This is a genomic window from Thermodesulfovibrio thiophilus DSM 17215 (assembly GCF_000423865.1).
In the GTDB taxonomy this organism is placed as follows: Bacteria; Nitrospirota; Thermodesulfovibrionia; order Thermodesulfovibrionales; family Thermodesulfovibrionaceae; genus Thermodesulfovibrio; species Thermodesulfovibrio thiophilus.
The window spans coordinates 91,573-111,170 of sequence record NZ_AUIU01000012.1 but is presented as its reverse complement, the minus strand read 5'-3'; the positions used below and the strand labels follow the sequence as shown (position 1 = coordinate 111,170).

General features: G+C 32.4%; 23 protein-coding genes and 1 tRNA gene. 16 read left to right on the top strand and 8 right to left on the bottom strand.

From position 1 onward, the window contains the following. Positions 1-19: 19 nt before the first annotated feature. Both G581_RS0103430 and G581_RS10450 read right to left on the bottom strand, forming a co-directional pair. Entirely contained in the window at positions 20-778 is a 759-nt protein-coding gene (locus G581_RS0103430) for an ABC transporter permease (protein WP_028844619.1), read from the bottom strand. A gap of 2 nt (positions 779-780) precedes the next feature. After that, positions 781-1,503 (bottom strand): ABC transporter ATP-binding protein, encoded by a 723-nt coding sequence (locus tag G581_RS10450; RefSeq protein WP_038064914.1) that lies wholly within the window; start codon positions 1,501-1,503, stop codon positions 781-783. Positions 1,504-1,524: 21 nt separating this feature from the next. Here G581_RS10450 and G581_RS0103420 point away from each other — a divergent pair, with 21 nt between their 5' ends. Then, on the top strand, positions 1,525-2,028 hold the full coding sequence (locus tag G581_RS0103420; RefSeq protein WP_028844618.1) for a hypothetical protein: 504 nt from the start codon (positions 1,525-1,527) through the stop codon (positions 2,026-2,028). Here G581_RS0103420 and moaC read toward each other — a convergent pair. The 3 genes from moaC to rpsT form a co-directional block, all read right to left on the bottom strand. Next, positions 2,025-2,501, bottom strand: coding sequence for a cyclic pyranopterin monophosphate synthase MoaC (moaC, locus tag G581_RS0103415; RefSeq protein ID WP_028844617.1), 477 nt, complete (start codon positions 2,499-2,501; stop codon positions 2,025-2,027). The two genes, G581_RS0103420 and moaC, sit on opposite strands and share 4 nt — an antisense overlap. Continuing rightward, on the bottom strand, positions 2,498-3,235 hold the full coding sequence (locus G581_RS0103410) for an SDR family oxidoreductase (RefSeq protein ID WP_083962587.1): 738 nt from the start codon (positions 3,233-3,235) through the stop codon (positions 2,498-2,500). The genes moaC and G581_RS0103410 overlap by 4 nt, the downstream gene beginning before the upstream one ends. 109 nt (positions 3,236-3,344) lie before the next feature. Further along, positions 3,345-3,659 carry a 30S ribosomal protein S20 gene (gene rpsT, locus G581_RS0103405; RefSeq protein WP_051178777.1) on the bottom strand — a complete coding sequence of 105 codons (315 nt, stop codon included), beginning with the start codon at positions 3,657-3,659 and terminating at the stop codon, positions 3,345-3,347. Positions 3,660-3,743: 84 nt separating this feature from the next. Here rpsT and G581_RS0103400 point away from each other — a divergent pair, with 84 nt between their 5' ends. Together G581_RS0103400 and glgP are read left to right on the top strand one after the other, a co-directional pair. Beyond that, positions 3,744-4,550, top strand: coding sequence for a 1,4-dihydroxy-6-naphtoate synthase (locus G581_RS0103400; protein ID WP_028844614.1), 807 nt, complete (start codon positions 3,744-3,746; stop codon positions 4,548-4,550). After that, positions 4,541-6,235: an alpha-glucan family phosphorylase gene (gene glgP / locus G581_RS0103395; RefSeq protein ID WP_028844613.1), complete on the top strand. Its 1,695-nt coding sequence runs from the start codon at positions 4,541-4,543 to the stop codon at positions 6,233-6,235. The genes G581_RS0103400 and glgP overlap by 10 nt, the downstream gene beginning before the upstream one ends. Here glgP and G581_RS10445 read toward each other — a convergent pair. Further along, positions 6,201-6,677 carry a methylated-DNA--[protein]-cysteine S-methyltransferase gene (locus G581_RS10445; protein WP_051178775.1) on the bottom strand — a complete coding sequence of 159 codons (477 nt, stop codon included), beginning with the start codon at positions 6,675-6,677 and terminating at the stop codon, positions 6,201-6,203. The two genes, glgP and G581_RS10445, sit on opposite strands and share 35 nt — an antisense overlap. 135 nt (positions 6,678-6,812) lie before the next feature. Here G581_RS10445 and G581_RS0103385 point away from each other — a divergent pair, with 135 nt between their 5' ends. The 4 genes from G581_RS0103385 to G581_RS0103370 are packed head-to-tail and all read left to right on the top strand — an operon-like array spanning position 6,813 to position 10,416. Continuing rightward, entirely contained in the window at positions 6,813-8,015 is a 1,203-nt protein-coding gene (locus G581_RS0103385) for a 2,3-bisphosphoglycerate-independent phosphoglycerate mutase (protein ID WP_028844612.1), read from the top strand. Continuing rightward, positions 8,012-9,361, top strand: coding sequence for a TatD family hydrolase (locus G581_RS0103380; RefSeq protein WP_028844611.1), 1,350 nt, complete (start codon positions 8,012-8,014; stop codon positions 9,359-9,361). The genes G581_RS0103385 and G581_RS0103380 overlap by 4 nt, the downstream gene beginning before the upstream one ends. Positions 9,362-9,364: 3 nt before the next feature. Beyond that, positions 9,365-9,685: a hypothetical protein gene (locus G581_RS0103375; protein WP_028844610.1), complete on the top strand. Its 321-nt coding sequence runs from the start codon at positions 9,365-9,367 to the stop codon at positions 9,683-9,685. Then, positions 9,673-10,416 carry a prepilin peptidase gene (locus G581_RS0103370; protein WP_028844609.1) on the top strand — a complete coding sequence of 248 codons (744 nt, stop codon included), beginning with the start codon at positions 9,673-9,675 and terminating at the stop codon, positions 10,414-10,416. The genes G581_RS0103375 and G581_RS0103370 overlap by 13 nt, the downstream gene beginning before the upstream one ends. A gap of 24 nt (positions 10,417-10,440) precedes the next feature. Here G581_RS0103370 and G581_RS0103365 read toward each other — a convergent pair whose 3' ends face one another. Next, positions 10,441-12,138, bottom strand: a complete 1,698-nt coding sequence (locus tag G581_RS0103365) for an ABC1 kinase family protein (RefSeq protein ID WP_028844608.1) — start codon at positions 12,136-12,138, stop codon at positions 10,441-10,443. Between the two features lie 101 nt (positions 12,139-12,239). Between G581_RS0103365 and G581_RS0103360 the strand changes: the two genes are divergently transcribed. The 7 genes from G581_RS0103360 (at position 12,240) to G581_RS0103330 (ending at position 17,038) form a co-directional block, all read left to right on the top strand. Beyond that, positions 12,240-12,809, top strand: coding sequence for a UbiX family flavin prenyltransferase (locus tag G581_RS0103360; protein WP_028844607.1), 570 nt, complete (start codon positions 12,240-12,242; stop codon positions 12,807-12,809). After that, positions 12,802-13,725, top strand: coding sequence for a ferrochelatase (hemH, locus tag G581_RS0103355; RefSeq protein ID WP_028844606.1), 924 nt, complete (start codon positions 12,802-12,804; stop codon positions 13,723-13,725). Before G581_RS0103360 ends, hemH begins: the two co-directional genes overlap by 8 nt. Positions 13,726-13,740: 15 nt before the next feature. Further along, the gene (queF, locus tag G581_RS0103350) at positions 13,741-14,109 is read left to right on the top strand and encodes a preQ(1) synthase (protein ID WP_028844605.1); all 369 of its coding nucleotides are present in this window, start codon (positions 13,741-13,743) and stop codon (positions 14,107-14,109) included. A 20-nt stretch (positions 14,110-14,129) separates the two neighbouring features. Beyond that, positions 14,130-14,203: transfer RNA gene (locus tag G581_RS0103345), tRNA-Arg, on the top strand. A gap of 30 nt (positions 14,204-14,233) precedes the next feature. Then, positions 14,234-15,013, top strand: a complete 780-nt coding sequence (mtnP, locus tag G581_RS0103340) for an S-methyl-5'-thioadenosine phosphorylase (protein ID WP_028844604.1) — start codon at positions 14,234-14,236, stop codon at positions 15,011-15,013. Then, a complete protein-coding gene (locus tag G581_RS0103335; protein WP_038064907.1) occupies positions 14,988-15,482 on the top strand; it encodes a L,D-transpeptidase family protein in 495 nt (164 codons plus the stop codon). The genes mtnP and G581_RS0103335 overlap by 26 nt, the downstream gene beginning before the upstream one ends. Then, positions 15,479-17,038, top strand: coding sequence for an AAA family ATPase (locus G581_RS0103330; protein WP_028844602.1), 1,560 nt, complete (start codon positions 15,479-15,481; stop codon positions 17,036-17,038). Before G581_RS0103335 ends, G581_RS0103330 begins: the two co-directional genes overlap by 4 nt. 7 nt (positions 17,039-17,045) lie before the next feature. Here the strand turns inward: G581_RS0103330 and G581_RS0103325 are convergent, their stop codons facing one another. Continuing rightward, positions 17,046-17,915 (bottom strand): tetratricopeptide repeat protein, encoded by an 870-nt coding sequence (locus G581_RS0103325; RefSeq protein ID WP_028844601.1) that lies wholly within the window; start codon positions 17,913-17,915, stop codon positions 17,046-17,048. A 218-nt stretch (positions 17,916-18,133) separates the two neighbouring features. Here G581_RS0103325 and lptE point away from each other — a divergent pair, with 218 nt between their 5' ends. Together lptE and holA are read left to right on the top strand one after the other, a co-directional pair. Next, on the top strand, positions 18,134-18,673 hold the full coding sequence (gene lptE, locus G581_RS0103320) for an LPS assembly lipoprotein LptE (protein WP_028844600.1): 540 nt from the start codon (positions 18,134-18,136) through the stop codon (positions 18,671-18,673). Between the two features lie 69 nt (positions 18,674-18,742). Beyond that, positions 18,743-19,597: a DNA polymerase III subunit delta gene (gene holA, locus G581_RS0103315; protein WP_028844599.1), complete on the top strand. Its 855-nt coding sequence runs from the start codon at positions 18,743-18,745 to the stop codon at positions 19,595-19,597. Position 19,598 lies beyond the last annotated feature (1 nt).

Sequence of the window (19,598 nt, the reverse complement as noted above, 5' to 3'; positions counted from 1 at the left end):
TTTTTATGTTGAACATTTTTTATAAAACATAACGTTTTTTTAACAGAATAAAAGGTAAAGGAACGAAAATAATCCCGTACAATAAAATTATTGCAAGATCATAAATAAGAATGTGTGAAACTTGTCCATAGCAGAATGCCCTTGAAATGTTTACAAGATGCAGTAACGGATTAATATTTGAGATTTTCACTACAATCTCAGGCATTCCATCAAGTGGAAAAAATATTCCTGAAAATAAAAACAGAGGAGTTAGAATAAGAGTGTAAAAGTAGTTAAAGGAATCAATTCCTGGAACTATAGCTGTTGCAATCAAGGACAGGCTTGCAAATATTAATCCGCAGATTGCAATTATCGGTAAAATAAAGGCAATATAAAAAGACTGAACAACTCCGAAAAAAGATATTACAAAAACTATAATTGTTCCATAAATCAAGCTCTTTGTTGCTCCCCATAGCAACTCACCAAGAACAAGTTCATTGAAATTTATCGGTGTTGCTAAAATTGCATCAAAAGTTTTCTGATAAAACATTCTTACATATGTTCCATAGGTACATTCATAGCATGCAGCAAACATGCCTGATGACATAACAATACCAGGAGCAATGAAATCAATATATGACATGCCATTGATTTCTCTTATGAATCCTCCAAGCCCATAACCAAGTGCGAGCAGATAAAACATTGGTTCGAAAAAATTAAGTGTCAGACTTGAACGATATAGTTTTTTATAAACTGTTGCATTTCTCTGCCATACTCTAATGGCTCTTTTAAAGTTCATTTCTATCCCTCTGTCATATTTAAATAAACATGTTCAAGATTTCCACCAAATTTAATAGATAAATTCTCAGGAGTGTCAATAACTAAAATTTTACCTTTATCCATCATTGCGATTCTATCGCATAGTTTTTCAGCTTCTTCCATATAATGTGTTGTAAGAATGAGAGTTTTACCAGAATGTTTAAGCACCTCAATTTTTTCCCATATCTGTCTTCTGCTGCGTGGGTCAAGGCCTGTTGTAGGCTCATCAAGAATTATAAGATCAGGGTCATTTATAAGTCCTCTAGCAAAGATGAGCTTTCTCTGCATTCCTCCTGAAAGTTTTCTTACATTTATGCTGATCCAATCATCCAGTTTTACAAATTCAAGAAGCTCTATGGCTTTTTGGGTTGCTTTTTTTCTGTTAATGTCAAAATATCTTGCATAGACTATGAGATTTTCTAGAACGTTTAGATCAGGATCGAGGTTGTTGTCCTGCGGGATGACGCCTATTCTTTTTTTTATTTCTGATAAAGTATGTTTATTAAATTTTTGATTAAAGATTTCTATTTCTCCTTCTGAAGGCGTTATAAATCCATAAATCATTCCCATAAGGGTTGTTTTTCCTGCTCCATTGGGACCAAGAAAACCAAAGCATTCACCTTCTTTTATTTCAAAAGTTACAGAATTTAAAGCTTTAAATTTTTTGTAATATTTGACTAAATTTTTTCCTTGTACTGCTGCCATAAATTTTAGTATAATTAATGTATGAAATTAATTGGAATAATAGCAGCTGTTTTAGTAGTTTTGATTTTACCCTTAACCCTACATTCCCTTACACTGGAACAATGTAATGATCAAAATATAAAGGGCAATTTTGATTTAATTATTTATGCCAATGCTTTCATTAATGATCCAGAGACATTTATAGTTCTTGATAAAGTTGACGATAAAGTTATTATCAGCCCCTATGCTCCAGAGTTTAAATATAGAATATTTAAAAATTTAAATGATAAGGAAGCTTTGAAAATAGTGAATGAAATTTTAAAAAATCCGTCTTTTGTAAGTACTATTAAATGTTCAACAATAAAAGATGAAGAAAATGCATTTGGTTATGAGCTGAAACCAGTATATTTTCCATGGGTATTTGGAATTTTAGAACCTGTAGAGACGGTTTACAAAAAGAAAGACAGTATAATAACTATTTTTACAAATCTTAACCCACGAGTTGAAAAACAACTTTATGGTGGCGGGGGGTCAGATCACGATTAGGTCTTTCTTATAAACTCACCACTTTTACCGCCAGATTTATAAATAAGTTTTATCTCACCAATAATCATTTCTTTATCAACAGCTTTGCACATATCATAAACTGTTAAAGCTGCTATAGAAGTTGCAACCATGCCTTCCATTTCAACTCCAGTTTGTCCTGATGTCTTTACAGTGGTTTTTATTTTTACCTGTGAGTTTTTTATATCTGGCTCAAAATCAATCTCAACAGATGTGATAGGCAAAGGATGGCACAAGGGGATTAAATGAGGAGTCATCTTTGCAGCCATAATTCCTGCTAGACGAGCAACCTGAAAAACATCACCTTTTGCAATTTCTTTATTTAAAATCAGCTCAAGAGTTTCAGGTTTCATTTTTACAAATCCTTCGATAACCGCCACTCTTTCAGTTATAGGTTTGCCTGTAATATCAACCATTCTTGCCTGTCCTTTTTCATCAAAATGTGTGAGACTCATCTTTCCTGTTCCGTTGGTCTTATTAAAAGTTCATTCACTGATACATGTTCAGGTTGAGTTACAACATAGTAGATTGCCTCAGCAATATTTTCTGGTTTAAGAGGAGCTTTCATTTCCTGTCTACCTTTTATCCATTCTTCAGGCATATTCTCTCCCCATTCTGTTGTAACCACTCCAGGTTCAATTACAGTAACACGAATATTGTACTTTGTTAATTCTTTGCGGATTGAGTCGCTGAAACCAACAACTGCCCATTTTGTAGCACAATAAACTGACCATCCAGAGATTCCAATTCTTCCAGCCACTGAAGAAATATTAATAATATGTCCACTTCTGGCTGGAATCATCATGTTTACGGCAAGATGAGTGCAGTGAATTAATGCTGTGAGATTCAAATCTATAACATCTTTCCATTCTTTTAGTGAGCCATTTTCAATATAGTTAAAAATTCCTCTTCCAGCATTATTTATGAGAATGTCAATTTTGTTAAAATTTTCTTTGAGAATTTTAAAGGCTTTTTCAATATTGTCAGAATTAGTAAGATCTCCAGCTATTGATATAGCTTTTACTTTATATAAATTTTCAATTTTATTGGAAATCTCTTCAAGCAGGATTTCAGATCTTGCTGACAGGACAAGGTTACAACCTTCTTTAGCAAATCTTTCGGCCGTTGCTAATCCAATTCCTTTAGATGCGCCTGTAATAAACGCAACCTTTCCTTTAAGGGCTTGCATTCTGATTTCCTCCTTTTATTTAAAAGAACAGGGTTGAAGTATTAAAAAACACATCATCCGAATTTTTCAAAGACTCACCATGGTATACTGCCTTGTATAAGATAGTAATTTAATTAGATGACATGGATAGTTGTAAAGCATTATTAACTTTTTTAACTAATCTAGATATCTTTCTTGAAGCGGTATTTTTATGAATAACACCTTTTGAAGCAGCTTTACTTATTGTTTTTATTGTTTCATTTAAAACAGCTTGAATTGAATCTCTGTCATTTTTTTCGATGGTTTCTTCAACCTTCTTTACACATGTTTTGATTTGAGTCCTCCATGCTTGATTTCTTAGCCTTCTTGTCTCATTCTGTCTTATCCTTTTTAATACTGATCTACTTCTTTTCTTTACTGTTGATCTTTTAGTTGTAGTTGCCAAATTTATTCCCTCCTGATTAAAATTTATTAATTTTTAAGTTATCATAGATTACACAAATGTTTCAATATCTGCTAAAATTATTAAATGTTAAAATTTGGAATATCTCCATGCCCAAATGATATTTTTATTTTTTTCGGAATTATTGAGCAAAAGATAAACACGGAAGGCTTAAACTTTGATTTTGTTATAGAGGATGTTGAAACTTTAAATGATTTATGTATAAAAAATGCTCTTGATATTTCAAAAATTTCAGCTCATGCATTTTATCATGTCAAACCAAACTATGACCTGCTGTCTTCAGGTGGGGCTCTGTCAGAATATGGTCCTTTAGTAGTTACCAAGTATCCAGATAAACTCAAAAATCTTTCCACTATAAAAATTGCTTTGCCTGGAAAGTTGACAACTGCTTCAGCGCTTATGTGGTTTTACTGGCAGAAAAAATTCCATGATAAAAAATATATACTTGACATCATGCAATTTCATCAGATTATTGATAGTATTGTTGAAGAAAAGGTTGACATGGGTGTTTTAATTCATGAGGGACGTTTTATCTACGCATCAAAAGGACTCAAATTAGTTGTTGATCTTGGGCAGTTCTGGATGAATGAGACTTCTTTGCCCATTCCTCTTGGTTGTATTGTTGCTAAAAAATCATTAAACATAAACAAAACACTTGAAAAAACTATCAGAGAGAGCTTAAATTATGCTTATTCTCATTTTGATGAAGCAATAAAGTTTGCTAAAAAGTACGCTCAGGAGCTCGATGAAAATGTTATAAAATCACATATAGACTGCTATGTTAATAAATTTACCTTTGATATGGAGCCTATAGGATTCCATGCAATAGATGAGCTAATAAAAAAAATACAGAGGAAGGGAATATGGTTGTAGAGGAATTTTTAAAAGAAGGAAGAATTGCTTATTTTTCAATGGAAATAGGAATAAGACCTGAGATGCATACATATAGCGGAGGTCTCGGTATTTTAGCAGGAGATACGCTTAAATCAGCGGCTGATTTAAGAATTCCAATGGTGGGAATTACTCTAATTCACAGGATGGGATATTTTAAACAAGAACTTGATCCTTTTGGAAGACAGATTGAACATCCTGATCCATGGGATATTGAAAAATATCTGAGCAAACTTGATGTAAAAGTTGAGGTAATGATAGAAGGCAAACCTGTTTATGTAACTGCATGGCTTTATGTTATAGAAAGCATCACAGGCGGAAAGGTTCCGGTCTTATTTCTTGATACAGATATTCCAGAAAATACATCTGAAGACAGAACAATTACTCATTTTCTGTATGGAGGAGACTTGCAATATCGTTTAAAACAAGAAATTATTCTTGGAATCGGAGGAGTGAGAATTCTGGATAATCTCGGGTTTCAGATAAACAAGTATCATATGAATGAAGGACACTCAAGTTTCCTTACTTTAGAATTACTCAACAAATTCAAAAAACCAATTGAGGAAGTATGGTCTGAGGACCTTGTATGGGACATAGATAAAGTTAAAGATGTATGTGTATTTACGACTCATACACCTGTTGAAGCAGGACATGATAGATTCCCATATGAATTGGTACAAAAAATGCTCGGAGAACCTGTTCCTTTGTGGCTGATAAAAAAACTTGCTGGTGATGGTATGCTTAATATGACTCTTCTTGGGTTTAATTTAAGTGAGTTTATAAATGGAGTTTCCAAAAAACATGAGGAAGTCTCTGAAAAAATGTTTCCCGGTTATGAAATCCATGCAATAACAAATGGAGTACACACTTATACATGGGTTTCAGAATCTTTTAAGAAACTTTATAGTAAGTATCATTTCGGTTGGGCAAATGAGCCTGAAATATTTGTAAGAGCATGGAGAATCCCTTCTGAGGAAGTATGGAATGCTCATGTGGAAGCCAAAAAACATTTAATAGATTACGTAAATAGAATTACAGCTGCAAATCTTAATTATGATACTTTTACAATCGGATTTGCAAGAAGAGTAACTCCTTATAAAAGAGCAGATTTGCTCTTTTTGGATCCTGATAGACTTGCAATGATTGGAGAAGGCAGAATTCAGATTATCTATGCTGGCAAGGCTCATCCACAGGATGAAGGTGGTAAAAAGATCATTCAAAAAATTTTTGAAGTTAAAGAAAGGATGAAGGACAGACTAAAAATTGTTTATATTCCAAACTATGATATGGAAATGGCAATGAAACTTGTAGCAGGGGTTGATATATGGCTTAATAATCCATTGAAACCTTATGAAGCATCAGGCACATCTGGAATGAAAGCAGCTCACAATGGAGTTCCCAATTTAAGTGTTCTTGATGGATGGTGGATAGAGGGATGGATAGAGGGTTATACTGGTTGGGCAATTGGGGGGATGGATGAAACTTCTGATACTAGACGAGATGTGGAGGATATTTACTATAAACTTTCCAATGAAATTTTACCGTTGTTCTATGAAAATCGTTCCAATTGGATAAATATAATGAAAAGTGCCATAGCCATGAATGCATACTATTTCAATACTCATAGAATGATCAGACTTTATGTGACAGAGGCTTATATAAGATAGTTTGTTCATGCTTAATAAGCCATTTTTTTTCTTCTATTCCAAGGCTGTATCCCCCTGATGTGCCATCGGAGTTTATTACTCGATGACATGGAATAATAATTGGCAAAGGATTTCTTTTTAAAGCCTGTCCAACAGCTCTTGGTGATGTGTTAAGTTGTTTTGCAATCCATTTATATGTGGTAGTATAACCATAAGGAATTTGATTAATTAATTCCATTACTTTTTTATCAAACTCTGAAAGATGTTTTATATTTAAAGGATAATTAAAATTAATTAATTTACCTTTGAAATACAAATCTATCTGTTCAACGAACTTTAAGGCAGTATCAGGAATGCTGGTGTTTTCATATTTATTAACTTTATAAATTTTTTGAACTGAAAAGAAGGAGTCAAATTCTATTTTCAATAAACCGATAGGAGTTTTTATACAGGTAAAATACATTTTTGTTATTATAGCATCAATTTTAGTTTTTAAATTGGTTGGAATTTTCTTCAGTAATCTAATGCATGTTTTAATTTTAAACTAATTTTTTGTTATATTAATAACATATTTTCAAGCCTGACAACAGGAGGACTTATGGATATTTCTTCTTTAATTCAAAAAAATGATACTAAAATTGTTTTTATTATTCTTGATGGAGTAGGGGGACTTCCAATAAATAAAAAAACCGAGCTTGAAGCAGCAAATAAACCAAATATTGATAATCTCGCAAAAGTCTCTGCATGTGGACTTCATATTCCTGTAGCTTATGGAATTACTCCTGGAAGTGGACCTGGTCATTTTGGAGTTTTTGGATATGACCCGCTTCAGTATGAGATTGGAAGAGGTGTTCTTGAGGCGCTTGGTCTTGGAATAGAGCTTGAAAGATCAGATGTTGCCCTCAGGTGTAACTATGCAACAATAAAAGATGGAATAATTGTTGACAGAAGAGCAGGACGAATTCCAACAGAGAAAAATATTGAACTTACAAAAAAACTTTCAGAAAAGATAAAGGAGATTAATGGAGTAAAAATTATTCTTAAATCAGGTAAAGAGCATAGATTTTGTCTTGTAATGCGATTTCCAAAAACCATAACAGATAAACAGGCAATGGTTATAGATACAGACCCGCAGAAAGAGGGACAACCACCTCAAGAACCTGTTCCTTTAAACGAAGAATCCAGAGAAGTTGCAGAGATAGCCAGACAGTTTATCAAAATGGCAGAAGAACTCCTGAAAAATGAAGAAAAAGCCAACTATATTTTGTTAAGAGGATTCTCTGTTATTCCGCATATTCCATCATTTGATAAAAAATATGGACTTAAAGCATGTTCAATTGCTGTATATCCAATGTATAGGGGGATTACAAGACTGCTTGGGATGGAGACGCTTAGTGTTGAAGGTGATATAAAAGAGGAGATAGGATTATTGAAAAAAGTTTATCAAAACTATGATTTTTTATTTCTTCATATTAAAAAGGTTGACTCATTTGGCGAAGATGGAAACTTTGAAGCTAAGGTAAAGAAAATAGAAGAGTTTGATGGCTATTTACCTGAAATTTTATCATTGAATCCTGATGTTTTAGTAATTACAGGAGATCACAGCACTCCAAGTTTACTTAAGGCACATAGCTGGCATCCTGTTCCAGTGCTCATAAAATCTCCATATGTTCTTGGTGGTTTAGTTAATTCTTTTACTGAAAGAGAATGTCTTAAAGGAGAACTTGGGATAATTCCAGCTATATCAATTATGCCACTTGTTTTGGCAAATTCATTAAGACTCAGGAAATTTGGAGCATGATTGACAGTCACTGCCATCTTGAGATGTTTAAAAAAGAGCTTCCTGACGTAATAAGACGTTCTTTTGATGCTGGAGTAAACACTATTATTACAGTTAGTTCTGATCCTGAAAGTATCGAACAAGCTGTAAAAATTGCTGATGATTATCCAATGGTTTATGCAACTGTTGGGCTTCATCCACATGATGCAGATAAGCTGAATAATGAGATATTAAAAAGAATTTTTGAATTAAGCAGACATCCTAAAGTAATTGCCATAGGTGAAATCGGGCTTGACTATCACTATGATTATTCACCAAGACATATTCAACAATCAGCATTTGCTAGACAGCTTGAGCTTGCCAGAGATGTTGGACTTCCTGTTGTTGTTCACTCAAGAGAAGCATTTGAAGATACCATAAAAATTTTAAAAGAATCTGGTGTTAATAAAGGAGTTATGCATTGTTTTGGTGGTAATATAAAACAGGCAAAAGAAGCTATAGAACTTGGTTTTTTTATTTCAATCTCTGGAGTGATTACATTTAAAAATGCTCAAAAAATTAAAGAAGTTGTAAAGTATATTCCTGATGAATACTTGATGATTGAAACAGATGCTCCATATCTTGCACCTGAACCCATGCGTGGCAGAAAAAATGAACCGTCCTATTTGTTTTTCATAGCTAAGGCTCTGGCAGAAATAAAAGGAGTAACAGTTGAGGATATTGATAGAATAACAACGGTAAATGTAAACAGACTTTTTCGTATAGGAGACCTGCCCAGAGGTGAAATAGCCTACAAAATTCGAGACTCTCTGTATTTGAATGTTACCAATAGATGTACAAATATTTGCCGATTCTGTGTGCGATTTCACACAGATTATGTAAAGGGGCATAATTTAAGATTAGAGAAAGAACCCTCACTCAAAGATTTGATTGAAGCTATAGGAGATCCTAAATTATATAGAGAAGTTGTTTTTTGTGGTTATGGCGAGCCTTTTTTAAGACTGGATTTGATTAAAGATATTGCAAAGTGGATAAAAGAAAATGGTGGCAGGGTTAGAATTAATACAAATGGACATGGCAATCTAATTCATGGAAGGAGAATTTTACCTGAACTTGAAGGTTTGATTGATTCAATATCAATCAGTCTTAATGCTCAAGATAAAGAGACATATAATCAAATTTGCAATCCATCAAATCCGAACGCATATGATGAAGTTATAGAATTTATAAAAGATGCTAAAAAATATGTTCCTTATGTTCAGGTAACTGTTGTTGATATGGAGAGAGTTGACCTTAAAAAATGTGAAGAGATTGCTAACTCTCTCAATGTTAATTTTAAAGTGAGACATCTTGATCAGGTGGGGTAAAAAATGATTGAGATTATTAAAAAGGATTTTTCACAAGGCCTTAAAACGTTTAAATTCTGGGCTTCTGTTATTTCGGAAAGGTTAAAGGTAGAGATAAACGTTTTAAGGCTTATTGGAGAGATGAACAAAATTGCCAGTAAAAGAGATGAATTACTTAAAGAGATCGGCAAAGAAATATATAGTTTATGGGGAAGTGATTTAAACATTAAAGATCATGAAAAATTATCAAATCTGATGAGAGAGATAAAAGAACTGGAGACTGACATAGAAAATAAAAAAAAGAAAATGGACGAACTTAAGGACATGAGCAGGTGGAATCTCTGATATTTCTTGTCCTTGGTCTTGTGATCGGTTCATTTCTTAATGTTTGTATTTACAGACTACCAAGAAAAATTTCAATAGTTAGCCCATATTCATTCTGTCCTTTCTGTGGCAAACCAATCAAACCCTGGCATAATATCCCTGTCTTAAGTTTTTTATTACTTCAAGGAAAATGTGCTTACTGTAAAGCCAGGATTCCTGCCAGATATCCTGTTGTTGAGATATTAAATGGAATTTTTTATCTTCTTTCATATTTAAAGTTTGGATTAATTTTACAGCTACCTTTTATTTTGATTTTTATATCAGCACTTTTAGTCCTGTCATTTATTGATATCGAGTTTCAGATTATTCCGGATGCTATTTCAATTCCTTTAATTGTTCTTGGAATGATGATATCGTTTTTACCTTCTTGCTCTTCAAATATTGCATCAAACATTGTGGAATCTCTAATTGGCATAGTTGTAGGCGGTGGCAGTCTTCTGCTGGTTTCAATCATTAGTAGAGGTGGAATGGGAGGAGGTGATATAAAGCTTAATGGAGCAGTAGGAGCTTTTTTGGGTTGGAAATTTGCTTTGCTTACTGTTTTTATTGGAAGTCTGATTGGTTCAATAGCAGGCGTTGTTATTTTGAAAAAAACTAAAAATAGAAAAATTCCTTTTGGGCCTTTTCTTTCTCTAGGCGCGATAATATGTCTCTTCTTTGGTGAGAGAATTTTGAAATGGTATTTTAAATAAAAGCAAAACAGTAGCCTATTTAATTCACAGTTTACCCGATCTGATTATTGATATAAGCAACCATAAACCAAGAAAAAAAGCAACCACACCTATTATGAGTCCAAAAAGTGAAACTCCATATATTAAAGGCTTTACCTGACTTGCATGCATTATAGAAGAACTAAGTATCATAGCACTTACAATCAGGCTGAATGATATTTTATTACTTGCTCTGTCAATATCTTTAATAAACTCTGGAAGATTAACATGATACATTCTGACAGTTATTTCATCCTTGACGGCTTTTTTTAAGAGCTTTTTAATCTGAAATGGAATATTTTCAACAGCATCCCTTAATTCACGTATTATTTTAAAAGTTTTATTAAGATAAAAATCAGGATGAATTCTTTTTGAAATTATTTCTCTGGCATAGGGTTTTATGAGTTCAATAATTGATTTATCAGGGCAAAGTTCTTTTGTCAAACCCTCAAGCATAATAAGAACTTTGTCAATCAATAAAAGCTCTGGTAAAAACCTAAGTCTGTGTTTTAAAGCTACCTTCATGATTGACTCAATGAGTTCAGATATCTGAATTTCTTCAATTCTATAAGCATAAATAGGATACAGAATATCTTCTATATCGTCTTTGAGCTCCTTTTCAAGTTTTTCTCTATCAATATCATCTGGAATGATTCCGAGTTTAAGATACTCTGTGATAAGTTTATCAATATTCTGATTTATTATGGCGATTGCTATATTGGCATAGGATTCTTTAAACTCTTCGTCAATTTTACCTGTTATTCCAAAATCCACAAGAGCTACGCGCGCATCATCTGTGACAAGGATATTTCCTGGATGAGGATCACCATGGAAAAAACCATGATCAAAAATTTGTTTAAAATACATATCAATAACTATATTTAAAATACCTTCAATATCAAGACCTTTTTCTTTGATTGAGTTGATATCATCAATTCTTACACCTTCAACTTTCTCCATAACGAGAATTTTTTTAGTTGTAAACTCCTTAAAAACATAAGGAATATAAACTTTTTTATAATCTTTAAAATTTTCTCTAAAGATTAGTGCATTTCTTGCTTCTCTTCTGAAATCAAGTTCTTTTGTAATAGACTTTGCAAACTCATCAACAATTCCAACTGGATCAAATAATTTGCTTTCAGGCACATATTTTTCAATAAGTTTAGCTAGGCCTTGAAGTATATTAAGGTCAAGCATTATCTGTTCTTCGATCCCTGGTCGTCTTACTTTGACAATTACTTTTGTCCCATTCATTAATATAGCGTTGTGAACCTGTGCAATGGATGCAGAACCAATTGGTTCTGGATTAAAATCCTGAAAGATTTTTGCAACAGGCATTCCGAGTTCTTCTTCTATTGTTTGATAAACCTGTTCGATAGGAAATGTTGGCACTCTGTCCTGTAATTTTTTAAATTCCTTCGCATAACTCATAGTGACAAGATCCGGACGTGAAGAAAGAAGTTGCCCGAGCTTTATAAATGTTGGACCCAATTCTTCAAATGCTATTCTTAACCTCTCAGCAACAGTGGGTACTTTATAGTAAGTCCATGTTCCAAAACTTCGGAGTCTCTTTTTTAAAGTGATAAATCTTCCAAGATGAATCTGATCAATTATCTGGCCAAATCCGTGTTTAATGAAAACATTGATTATTTCCTGAAGTCTCTTGGCTGAACGATATGTTTTTCTCAATCTAAAGATATTCATTTAATGAAACTATTATAACAAAATGAGTAATTTACACATTATTAAATTTTCAGGTTGATGATGATTTCTTTATTAAGAAATTTAAATGTTACTATATAAAAATGAGAAAACTTGTTTTAGCAATAACCGGAGCTTCAGGTATAATCTACGGAATCAAACTTTTTGAGGAACTTCTTAATAATTTTGAAGTATCTTTAATTTTATCTCACTCCGCTGTACATGTAATGAAACTTGAAACAGAATATAAAAGTTTGGATGAATTTAAAAAGAGATTCACTAACTACAGCATGAATATTTACGATGAAACTCAAATTGATGCCTCACCTGCAAGTGGCTCTTATAAAACAGCCGGAATGTTTATTGTTCCATGTTCCATGAAAACACTCTCTGCTATTGCTAATGGTTATGCGGATAATTTAATAACAAGAGTTGCTGATGTAACAATTAAGGAAAATAGGAAGCTTGTTATTGCACCAAGAGAGATGCCATTCAGTGTGATTCATCTTGAAAATATGCTTAAGCTTGCCAGAATTGGAGTTACTATAGCACCTCCTGTACCGGCTTTCTATCATAAACCTGAACGTATTGATGATATTGTGAATTTTGTTGCTGGCAAACTTCTTGATAGTATGGGGATTAAAAATAATCTTTACAGGAGATGGAATGAGTAAAGTCGGTGTGTTATTGCTTAATATGGGAGGTCCTGACAGTCTTGAGGCTGTTAAACCTTTTCTTTATAATCTTTTCAGTGATCCCTACATAGCAAGCTTTGGGATTATGCAAAAACCTATGGCATGGTTAATATCTTTTTTGAGAGCAGACAAAGTAAAAAAAGCATATGAAAGGATTGGAGGAAAATCTCCACTCAAAGAAATTACAATTGACCAGGCAGTCTGCCTTGAAAATGCCCTTGGATCAGGTTTTAAAGTTCTTGCTGGAATGAGCTATTGGTATCCATTTATTGAAGATGGTGTGGATGAATTTAAGAACTCTCATATAAAAAAAGTTGTTGTACTTTCTCTTTATCCACAGTTTTGCACTGCTACAACATTATCTGCAGTTGAAAGATTCAAAAAATTAGCGAATGGAATTTTTGAATTTAAAATTATAGATTCCTGGTGTGATTATTCTCTTTTTATTGATGTGTGGATACAACAGATTGAAAAATCATTTGAAAAATATGGAAGTGATGCTTTTGTTCTTTTCAGTGCTCATGGAATTCCATATTCACTTTATAAAAAAGGTGATCCGTATATCTCAGAAGTTGAAAGAACAGTAAGAGCAATTGTCAGCAAAATGAGATTAAAGCAGTGGAAAATATGTTATCAAAGCAGAACAGGACCAGTTCAATGGGTTAAGCCATCAACTGAAGAAACAATTGAAGCATTGGCTAAAAATGGTATAAAAAAAACATTAGTTGTTCCTGTTAGCTTTGTTTCTGACCATATTGAAACATTATATGAAATAGATATTGTTTATAAAGAAAAAGCAAACATTCTCGGGCTTGATTTATATAGAGTTCCTTCATTGAATACGTTGCCCGAATTTATTGAGGTTCTAAAAAATCTGGTATTAGACTCTTTATAGGGAGGTTTAAAAACGATGTTGTATGGTGAAAAAGCCATTAAAGAAGCTCAGCTTGAGTCATGGGATAATCCATATCCTGACAGGGATTACAGAATTGAAATCAGTTTTCCTGAATTTACTTGTCTCTGTCCAAGATCAGGATACCCTGATTTTGCAACAATACAAATCAACTATATACCCGATAAAAAAATTGTTGAGTTAAAAGCTTTAAAGCTGTATCTTAACTCTTACAGGGATGAGCATATTTCTCATGAAGCAGCAGTAAATAAAATCTATGATGACCTTTATAGTCTTCTTAAACCAAGAGTATTAGAAATAATCGGAGATTTTAATCCACGGGGTAACGTGAAAACCGTTATAAAACTGTCATCTGAGAGCAAATAAACTGTGTTATAATATTTTTAGCGCCCATAGCTCAGTAGGATAGAGCGGCGGACTACGAATCCGTAGGTCGGGGGTTCAAATCCTCCTGGGCGCGTAAGAATAAAAACTAAAGAGCAGATAATCCGTGAAAATAGGAATAATAGGCGGAAGTGGATTAAGTGAATCAGAGCTAGAAAACGAAACAATCACCATAAAAACTCCATATGGTGATCCATCAGCTCCTTATGAGATTCAAAAACTTGAAAAAACTACAGTTTGCTTTCTTAAAAGGCATGGTCAGAAGCACTCTATTGCTCCACATAAGGTTAATTATAGGGCTAATATATATGGATTCAAACAAATTGGGATAGAAAGATTATTTGCTATCTTTGCCACTGGTTCACTCAAGGAAAATATAGTTCCTGGTACTATAGTCATACCTGACCAGATTATAGATTTTACGCAGGGTGTTAGAAACAATACATTTTATGATACTGACAGGGTAGTTCATATAGATTTTACAGAACCGTTCTGTAGTGAAATGAGGCGATGTTTGTTAGAGACAGCTAAAAAAATTGGTGTTAATGTTATACGACACGGAACGTATATATGTGTTAATGGACCAAGACTTGAAACATCTGCTGAAATAAAATTTTTTAAAAAAATTGGTGCAGACATTATTGGAATGACTCTTATGCCTGAGGCTTCACTGGCAAGGGAAGCTCAGATATGTTATGCTGCTGTAGCTGTTATTGCAAACTATGCTGCAGGAATATCAAAAAATCCTCTCACTGTGAAAGAAGTTGTTGACACAATGCATAATGCATTGCAAACAGTTGGGTTGCTCGTAAAAGAATCTATAAAAATTTTACCCAGGGAAAGGAATTGTTATTGCAAAGATGTTCTTAAGAATAGTTCTTTTTAGTGTTTTAATTGTTATTTTTTTTGTTAACACTGTATTAGCGAATGAATTTGCTGATCTGATTGTTGTTATTAAATCCAAGAGAGTTATGTTTTTAATGAAAGAAGGTAAAATCATTAAATCATACAGGATAGCACTCGGTAAGAATCCTACAGGTAAAAAGGTTTCTCAGGGCGATGGAAAAACTCCTGAAGGAAGGTACTATATAATTGGAAGAAATCCTAACAGCAATTTTTATAAATCCCTGAAGATATCATATCCAAATGGACAGGATTATGACCACGCAATAAGATTTCATATCAATCCAGGTGGTGAAATTATGATTCATGGACTTTCAAAAAAAGTTGAATATCTTGGCAAATATCATATAATTGAAGACTGGACAGAAGGATGCATTGCTGTAACCAACGAAGAAATGGATGAAATATGGAAGCTTGTTCCTAACGGTACACCAATAGAAATTTTGCCATGAATGATTTTAAAGAGATTGATTTGAATGAAGCATTCCTTAAAGCATTGCATCTTGCAGAAGAGACAGATAGGAATTTATTTATAACAGGAAGAGCTGGAACAGGGAAGTCAACATTTTTAAATTACTTCAGAGCAAACACGAAAAAAGAAGTTGCAGTACTTGCACCAACAGGAGTAGCAGCTGTAAATGTAAAAGGCCAGACAGTTCATTCATTTTTTGGTTTCAAGCCTGATGTAACCATGCACAAGATAAGAGAAATAAGACCGAAAAATCCGCATCTCTATAAAAAACTGGACTGTATTGTTATTGATGAAATATCAATGGTAAGGGCTGATATTCTTGATTGTATTGATTGTTTTTTACGAATACACGGAAAAATTAAAAAGAAACCTTTTGGCGACATTCAGATGATATTTATTGGGGATTTATATCAGCTTCCTCCTGTTGTTACATCACGAGAACGATGGATTTTTAAAGATTTTTATAAAACGCCATATTTTTTTGATGCGAGTGTTTTTAAAGAATGTGAGTTTGAATTCGTTGAACTTGAGAAAGTTTACAGACAGTCTGAGATAGAATTTCTTGAAATTCTCAATTCAATAAGAAATAACACAATTACAGATGAAATTATTGAAAAATTAAATACAAGAGTTAAGCCCGATTTTAATCTAGATGAAGATGCTTTCTATATTTATCTTACTCCAACCAATAAAACAGCAGAGGAAATAAACTCGGATAAAATTTCAAAAATAAAAAATAAAGAAGTTAAATACTATGGATATATTGATGGAGAATTCACTGAATCAGATCTTCCCACATCACAGGAACTTATATTGAAAGTTGATGCACAGGTGATGCTTCTTAATAACGATTCAAAAGGTAGATGGATAAATGGTGATATAGGGAAAATTGTTGATATTCAAACGCGAAAAACAGAATCAGATATAATCGTAGTTGAACTTACCAATGGAGAAGTTGTTGAAGTTACTCCATTTACTTGGGAAATGTATGAATTTTACTATGATAGAGCTAAGAAAAAAATATTAACAGATGTGGTTGGGCAGTTTACTCAGTATCCTTTAAAGCTTGCATGGGCTATTACAATCCATAAAAGTCAGGGACTCACATTTGATAAAATGATTTTGGATATAGGAAAAGGGACATTTTCTCATGGGCAGCTTTATGTTGCGCTTTCACGGTGTCGTTCTATTGATGGTCTTATTCTTAAAAAACCTGTTTCCAAAAAACATATTCTGCTTGATAGAAGGATTGTGAGATTTCTAACTCAATTTCAGTACAAATATGCAGAAAAAACTCTTCCACTTGAAGAAAAAATTTCAATAATTGAAAATGCAATCAATGAGGGAAAAGAAATTGAGATTCTTTATTTAAAATCTACAGATATAAAATCAAAGAGGGTATTAAAACCAAGTTATATTGGATATATGGAGTATGGAGATAAAAAGTTTCTTGGTTTAAAGGCTTTCTGCATGCTTAGAAAGCAGGAAAGACATTTTAATGTAGAAAAAATTCTGGATGTAAAAGTTGTAAATTAGGCTATTTCTATTTCAATAGATCTCTCAGATTTTGTGCAAGACGGTTATCCATATTAAGCAGGATTGAGACTTCTTTGTAAGCATCATTTTTTTTATCTGAAAGATAGTAGATTATACCTTTTAGATAATGCAGATATGGAGAATTTAATCCAGAATTATTAATTACTTTTAAAGCACCTTCAAAATTTTTTTCAATTATATAAATTCCTGCAACTTTTGCAATGACTTCTTCATTTGCGGGTAACATTAACAAGTATTCTCTAGCTTTTTTAAAATCACTTATCTGGTAGTAAAGTATTCCAATTTTCTTTATAATTTTCTGATTTTTTGGGTCTTCTTTAAGTAACTTTTCGTAAACTGATATAGCTTTATCCCATTGTCCACTGTTTTCATAATACTCTGCTAATGCATTATAGTCAGATGAGCTGTATATTTTTCTCCCCTGATTAATTCCAAATTTTTTAAGTTCGGATGAGAATATTTTGTTAACTTTTGCAATAACTGATTGTTTATTTTCAATAAGCACTGATATATCTCTATCTGTTAAATTTTCTTCAGGATTAAAATAAAGAGACTTTCTGCCATAAAAATCAACCAGTAAAACAGCAATTCCTTTTGCTTTATCAACAATAATTGAATCCTTTACAGGATATACATATCCATCCCGTGCAACTATTAATTGTGACTTAACTGATGCAATCCATTTTTTTATTGGAGCTATTTTTGTGATATATAGATTATCTTTGTGAGTTGGAACTATTTTATATCCATAAAGAGGATATAAGTTTCCATCGACAACAAATACATACGCTGATTCTTCTGCAAAAAGCAAACCTGGAATAATCAACAGGAAAATAATTATAATCAAATGTCGCATTAAATATTTTATCACAATTGTATAAATGTAAAATATTTTGATTTTCCAATTTTTTAAAAATCAAACTTCAATAATTAGGTTTCAATATAAAGCGTATTTTTCAATAGCTGATTAGATTTTAAGTGTAATTTTATTTATGGTATCATAATACATGTTAAAATTTTTTGATTTAAATAATTATTATTAAAATTTGTAAAAGCTCTGGATAAGGAGAACGTATGAGTAAAGAAAAAATTTTAATATTAATATTATTAATCTCTGGGTTCATTATTAATAGTTGCGGATATAAAATTTATACAAAAGCTGATCTACCATTTCAGGAAGTTTATTTGAGAAATGTTGAGAATCTTACACTTGAACCCGGGCTCCAGGATAAAATGAGAAGCATTGCTTATCAGAAACTTATTGATAACGGTTTTACTATTACATCCTCAGCAAACAGAGTGATTGATATTCAGATTACAAATTATCAGCTTCTTACCATGTCAGAAATAGGATATAATACTGTGGAGTATCAGGTTGTTATTAATGTTAAAACAACGGTTTATGATGCAAAAGGTAATAAACTTAAAGAGTTTAACCCTGGATCTCCATTTATAACCTTTTTTAGAACTACAAGAGATTTGCAAAGTATAATTGCGGATAAAAGCCTTGCAATTGAAAGCTTGATACAGGATATATGCGATGATATGATGCGGAGGCTTATTTTTGAAGTCGAACCCAAAAATGAGCAACAAAAAGATTCATCAGATGAGTAAAATCATTAGAACTGATAAAAAAATTTAATATTTAAAAAATTAATATAATTAACTTTCAGTGAGTAAATCATGCTTGAAATTGAAAAATTTGAAGTTGAGATAAAAAAAGGACTTTTAAATACAATATATTTCTGTTATGCAACAGAATCGTATTTTTTATTTGAAGCACTGAGGCTTGTAAGAAAATACTTTGATTCAATTGCTATTGAAACCTATGAATCTCCGGAGGAGGTTGATGTAACTTCTTTAATGACTGCCGCATCTTTATTTTCTGAAAAAAGAATTTTAATTGTTTATAACTTTGAAAAAATTAAAAAAAGTGAAAAAAGAATTGAATGGCTTGAAAAAATATTATCAACTGCTTCTTTTTCAGTTACGTTGATTATTGTTTGTAATACTTCAAGCAAAGAAATTTTAAAAGAAATAGATTTTTTAAAAAAAAATAAACAATGTAAAATTTACAATCTGGATATATACGAAAGAGAGCTTTCGTTATGGGTAACCTACAAAGCTACTGAAAATAAGCTTAATCTAAAATCAGATGCTATTTATTACTTAATTGATGTTACAGGTGGTCAACCAGGATTGATCTCATCAGAGATTGAAAAAATAGCACTTCTTACAGATAAATCGACTGTTGGGCTTTTTGATATAAAGGATATTCTTTCTGAAATGAGTGATGCCACGGCATTTGATCTTGTAGATGCAATACAAAAAAAAGACAAAGAAAAAGCCTTTAAAATCCTTGAAAAATTAAAGGATATAGAGTCAGATATGATTCTGGGTGCTTTGAACTGGTATTACACAAACAGAACAAGTGCTGATAGTCGTATTTATGGACTTCTCTACAAAACAAATATTTCATTGCGACAGGCACGGGCATGTAGTCTTGAGATGCTTGTTTATGAGTTGTTAAAAAATTAGA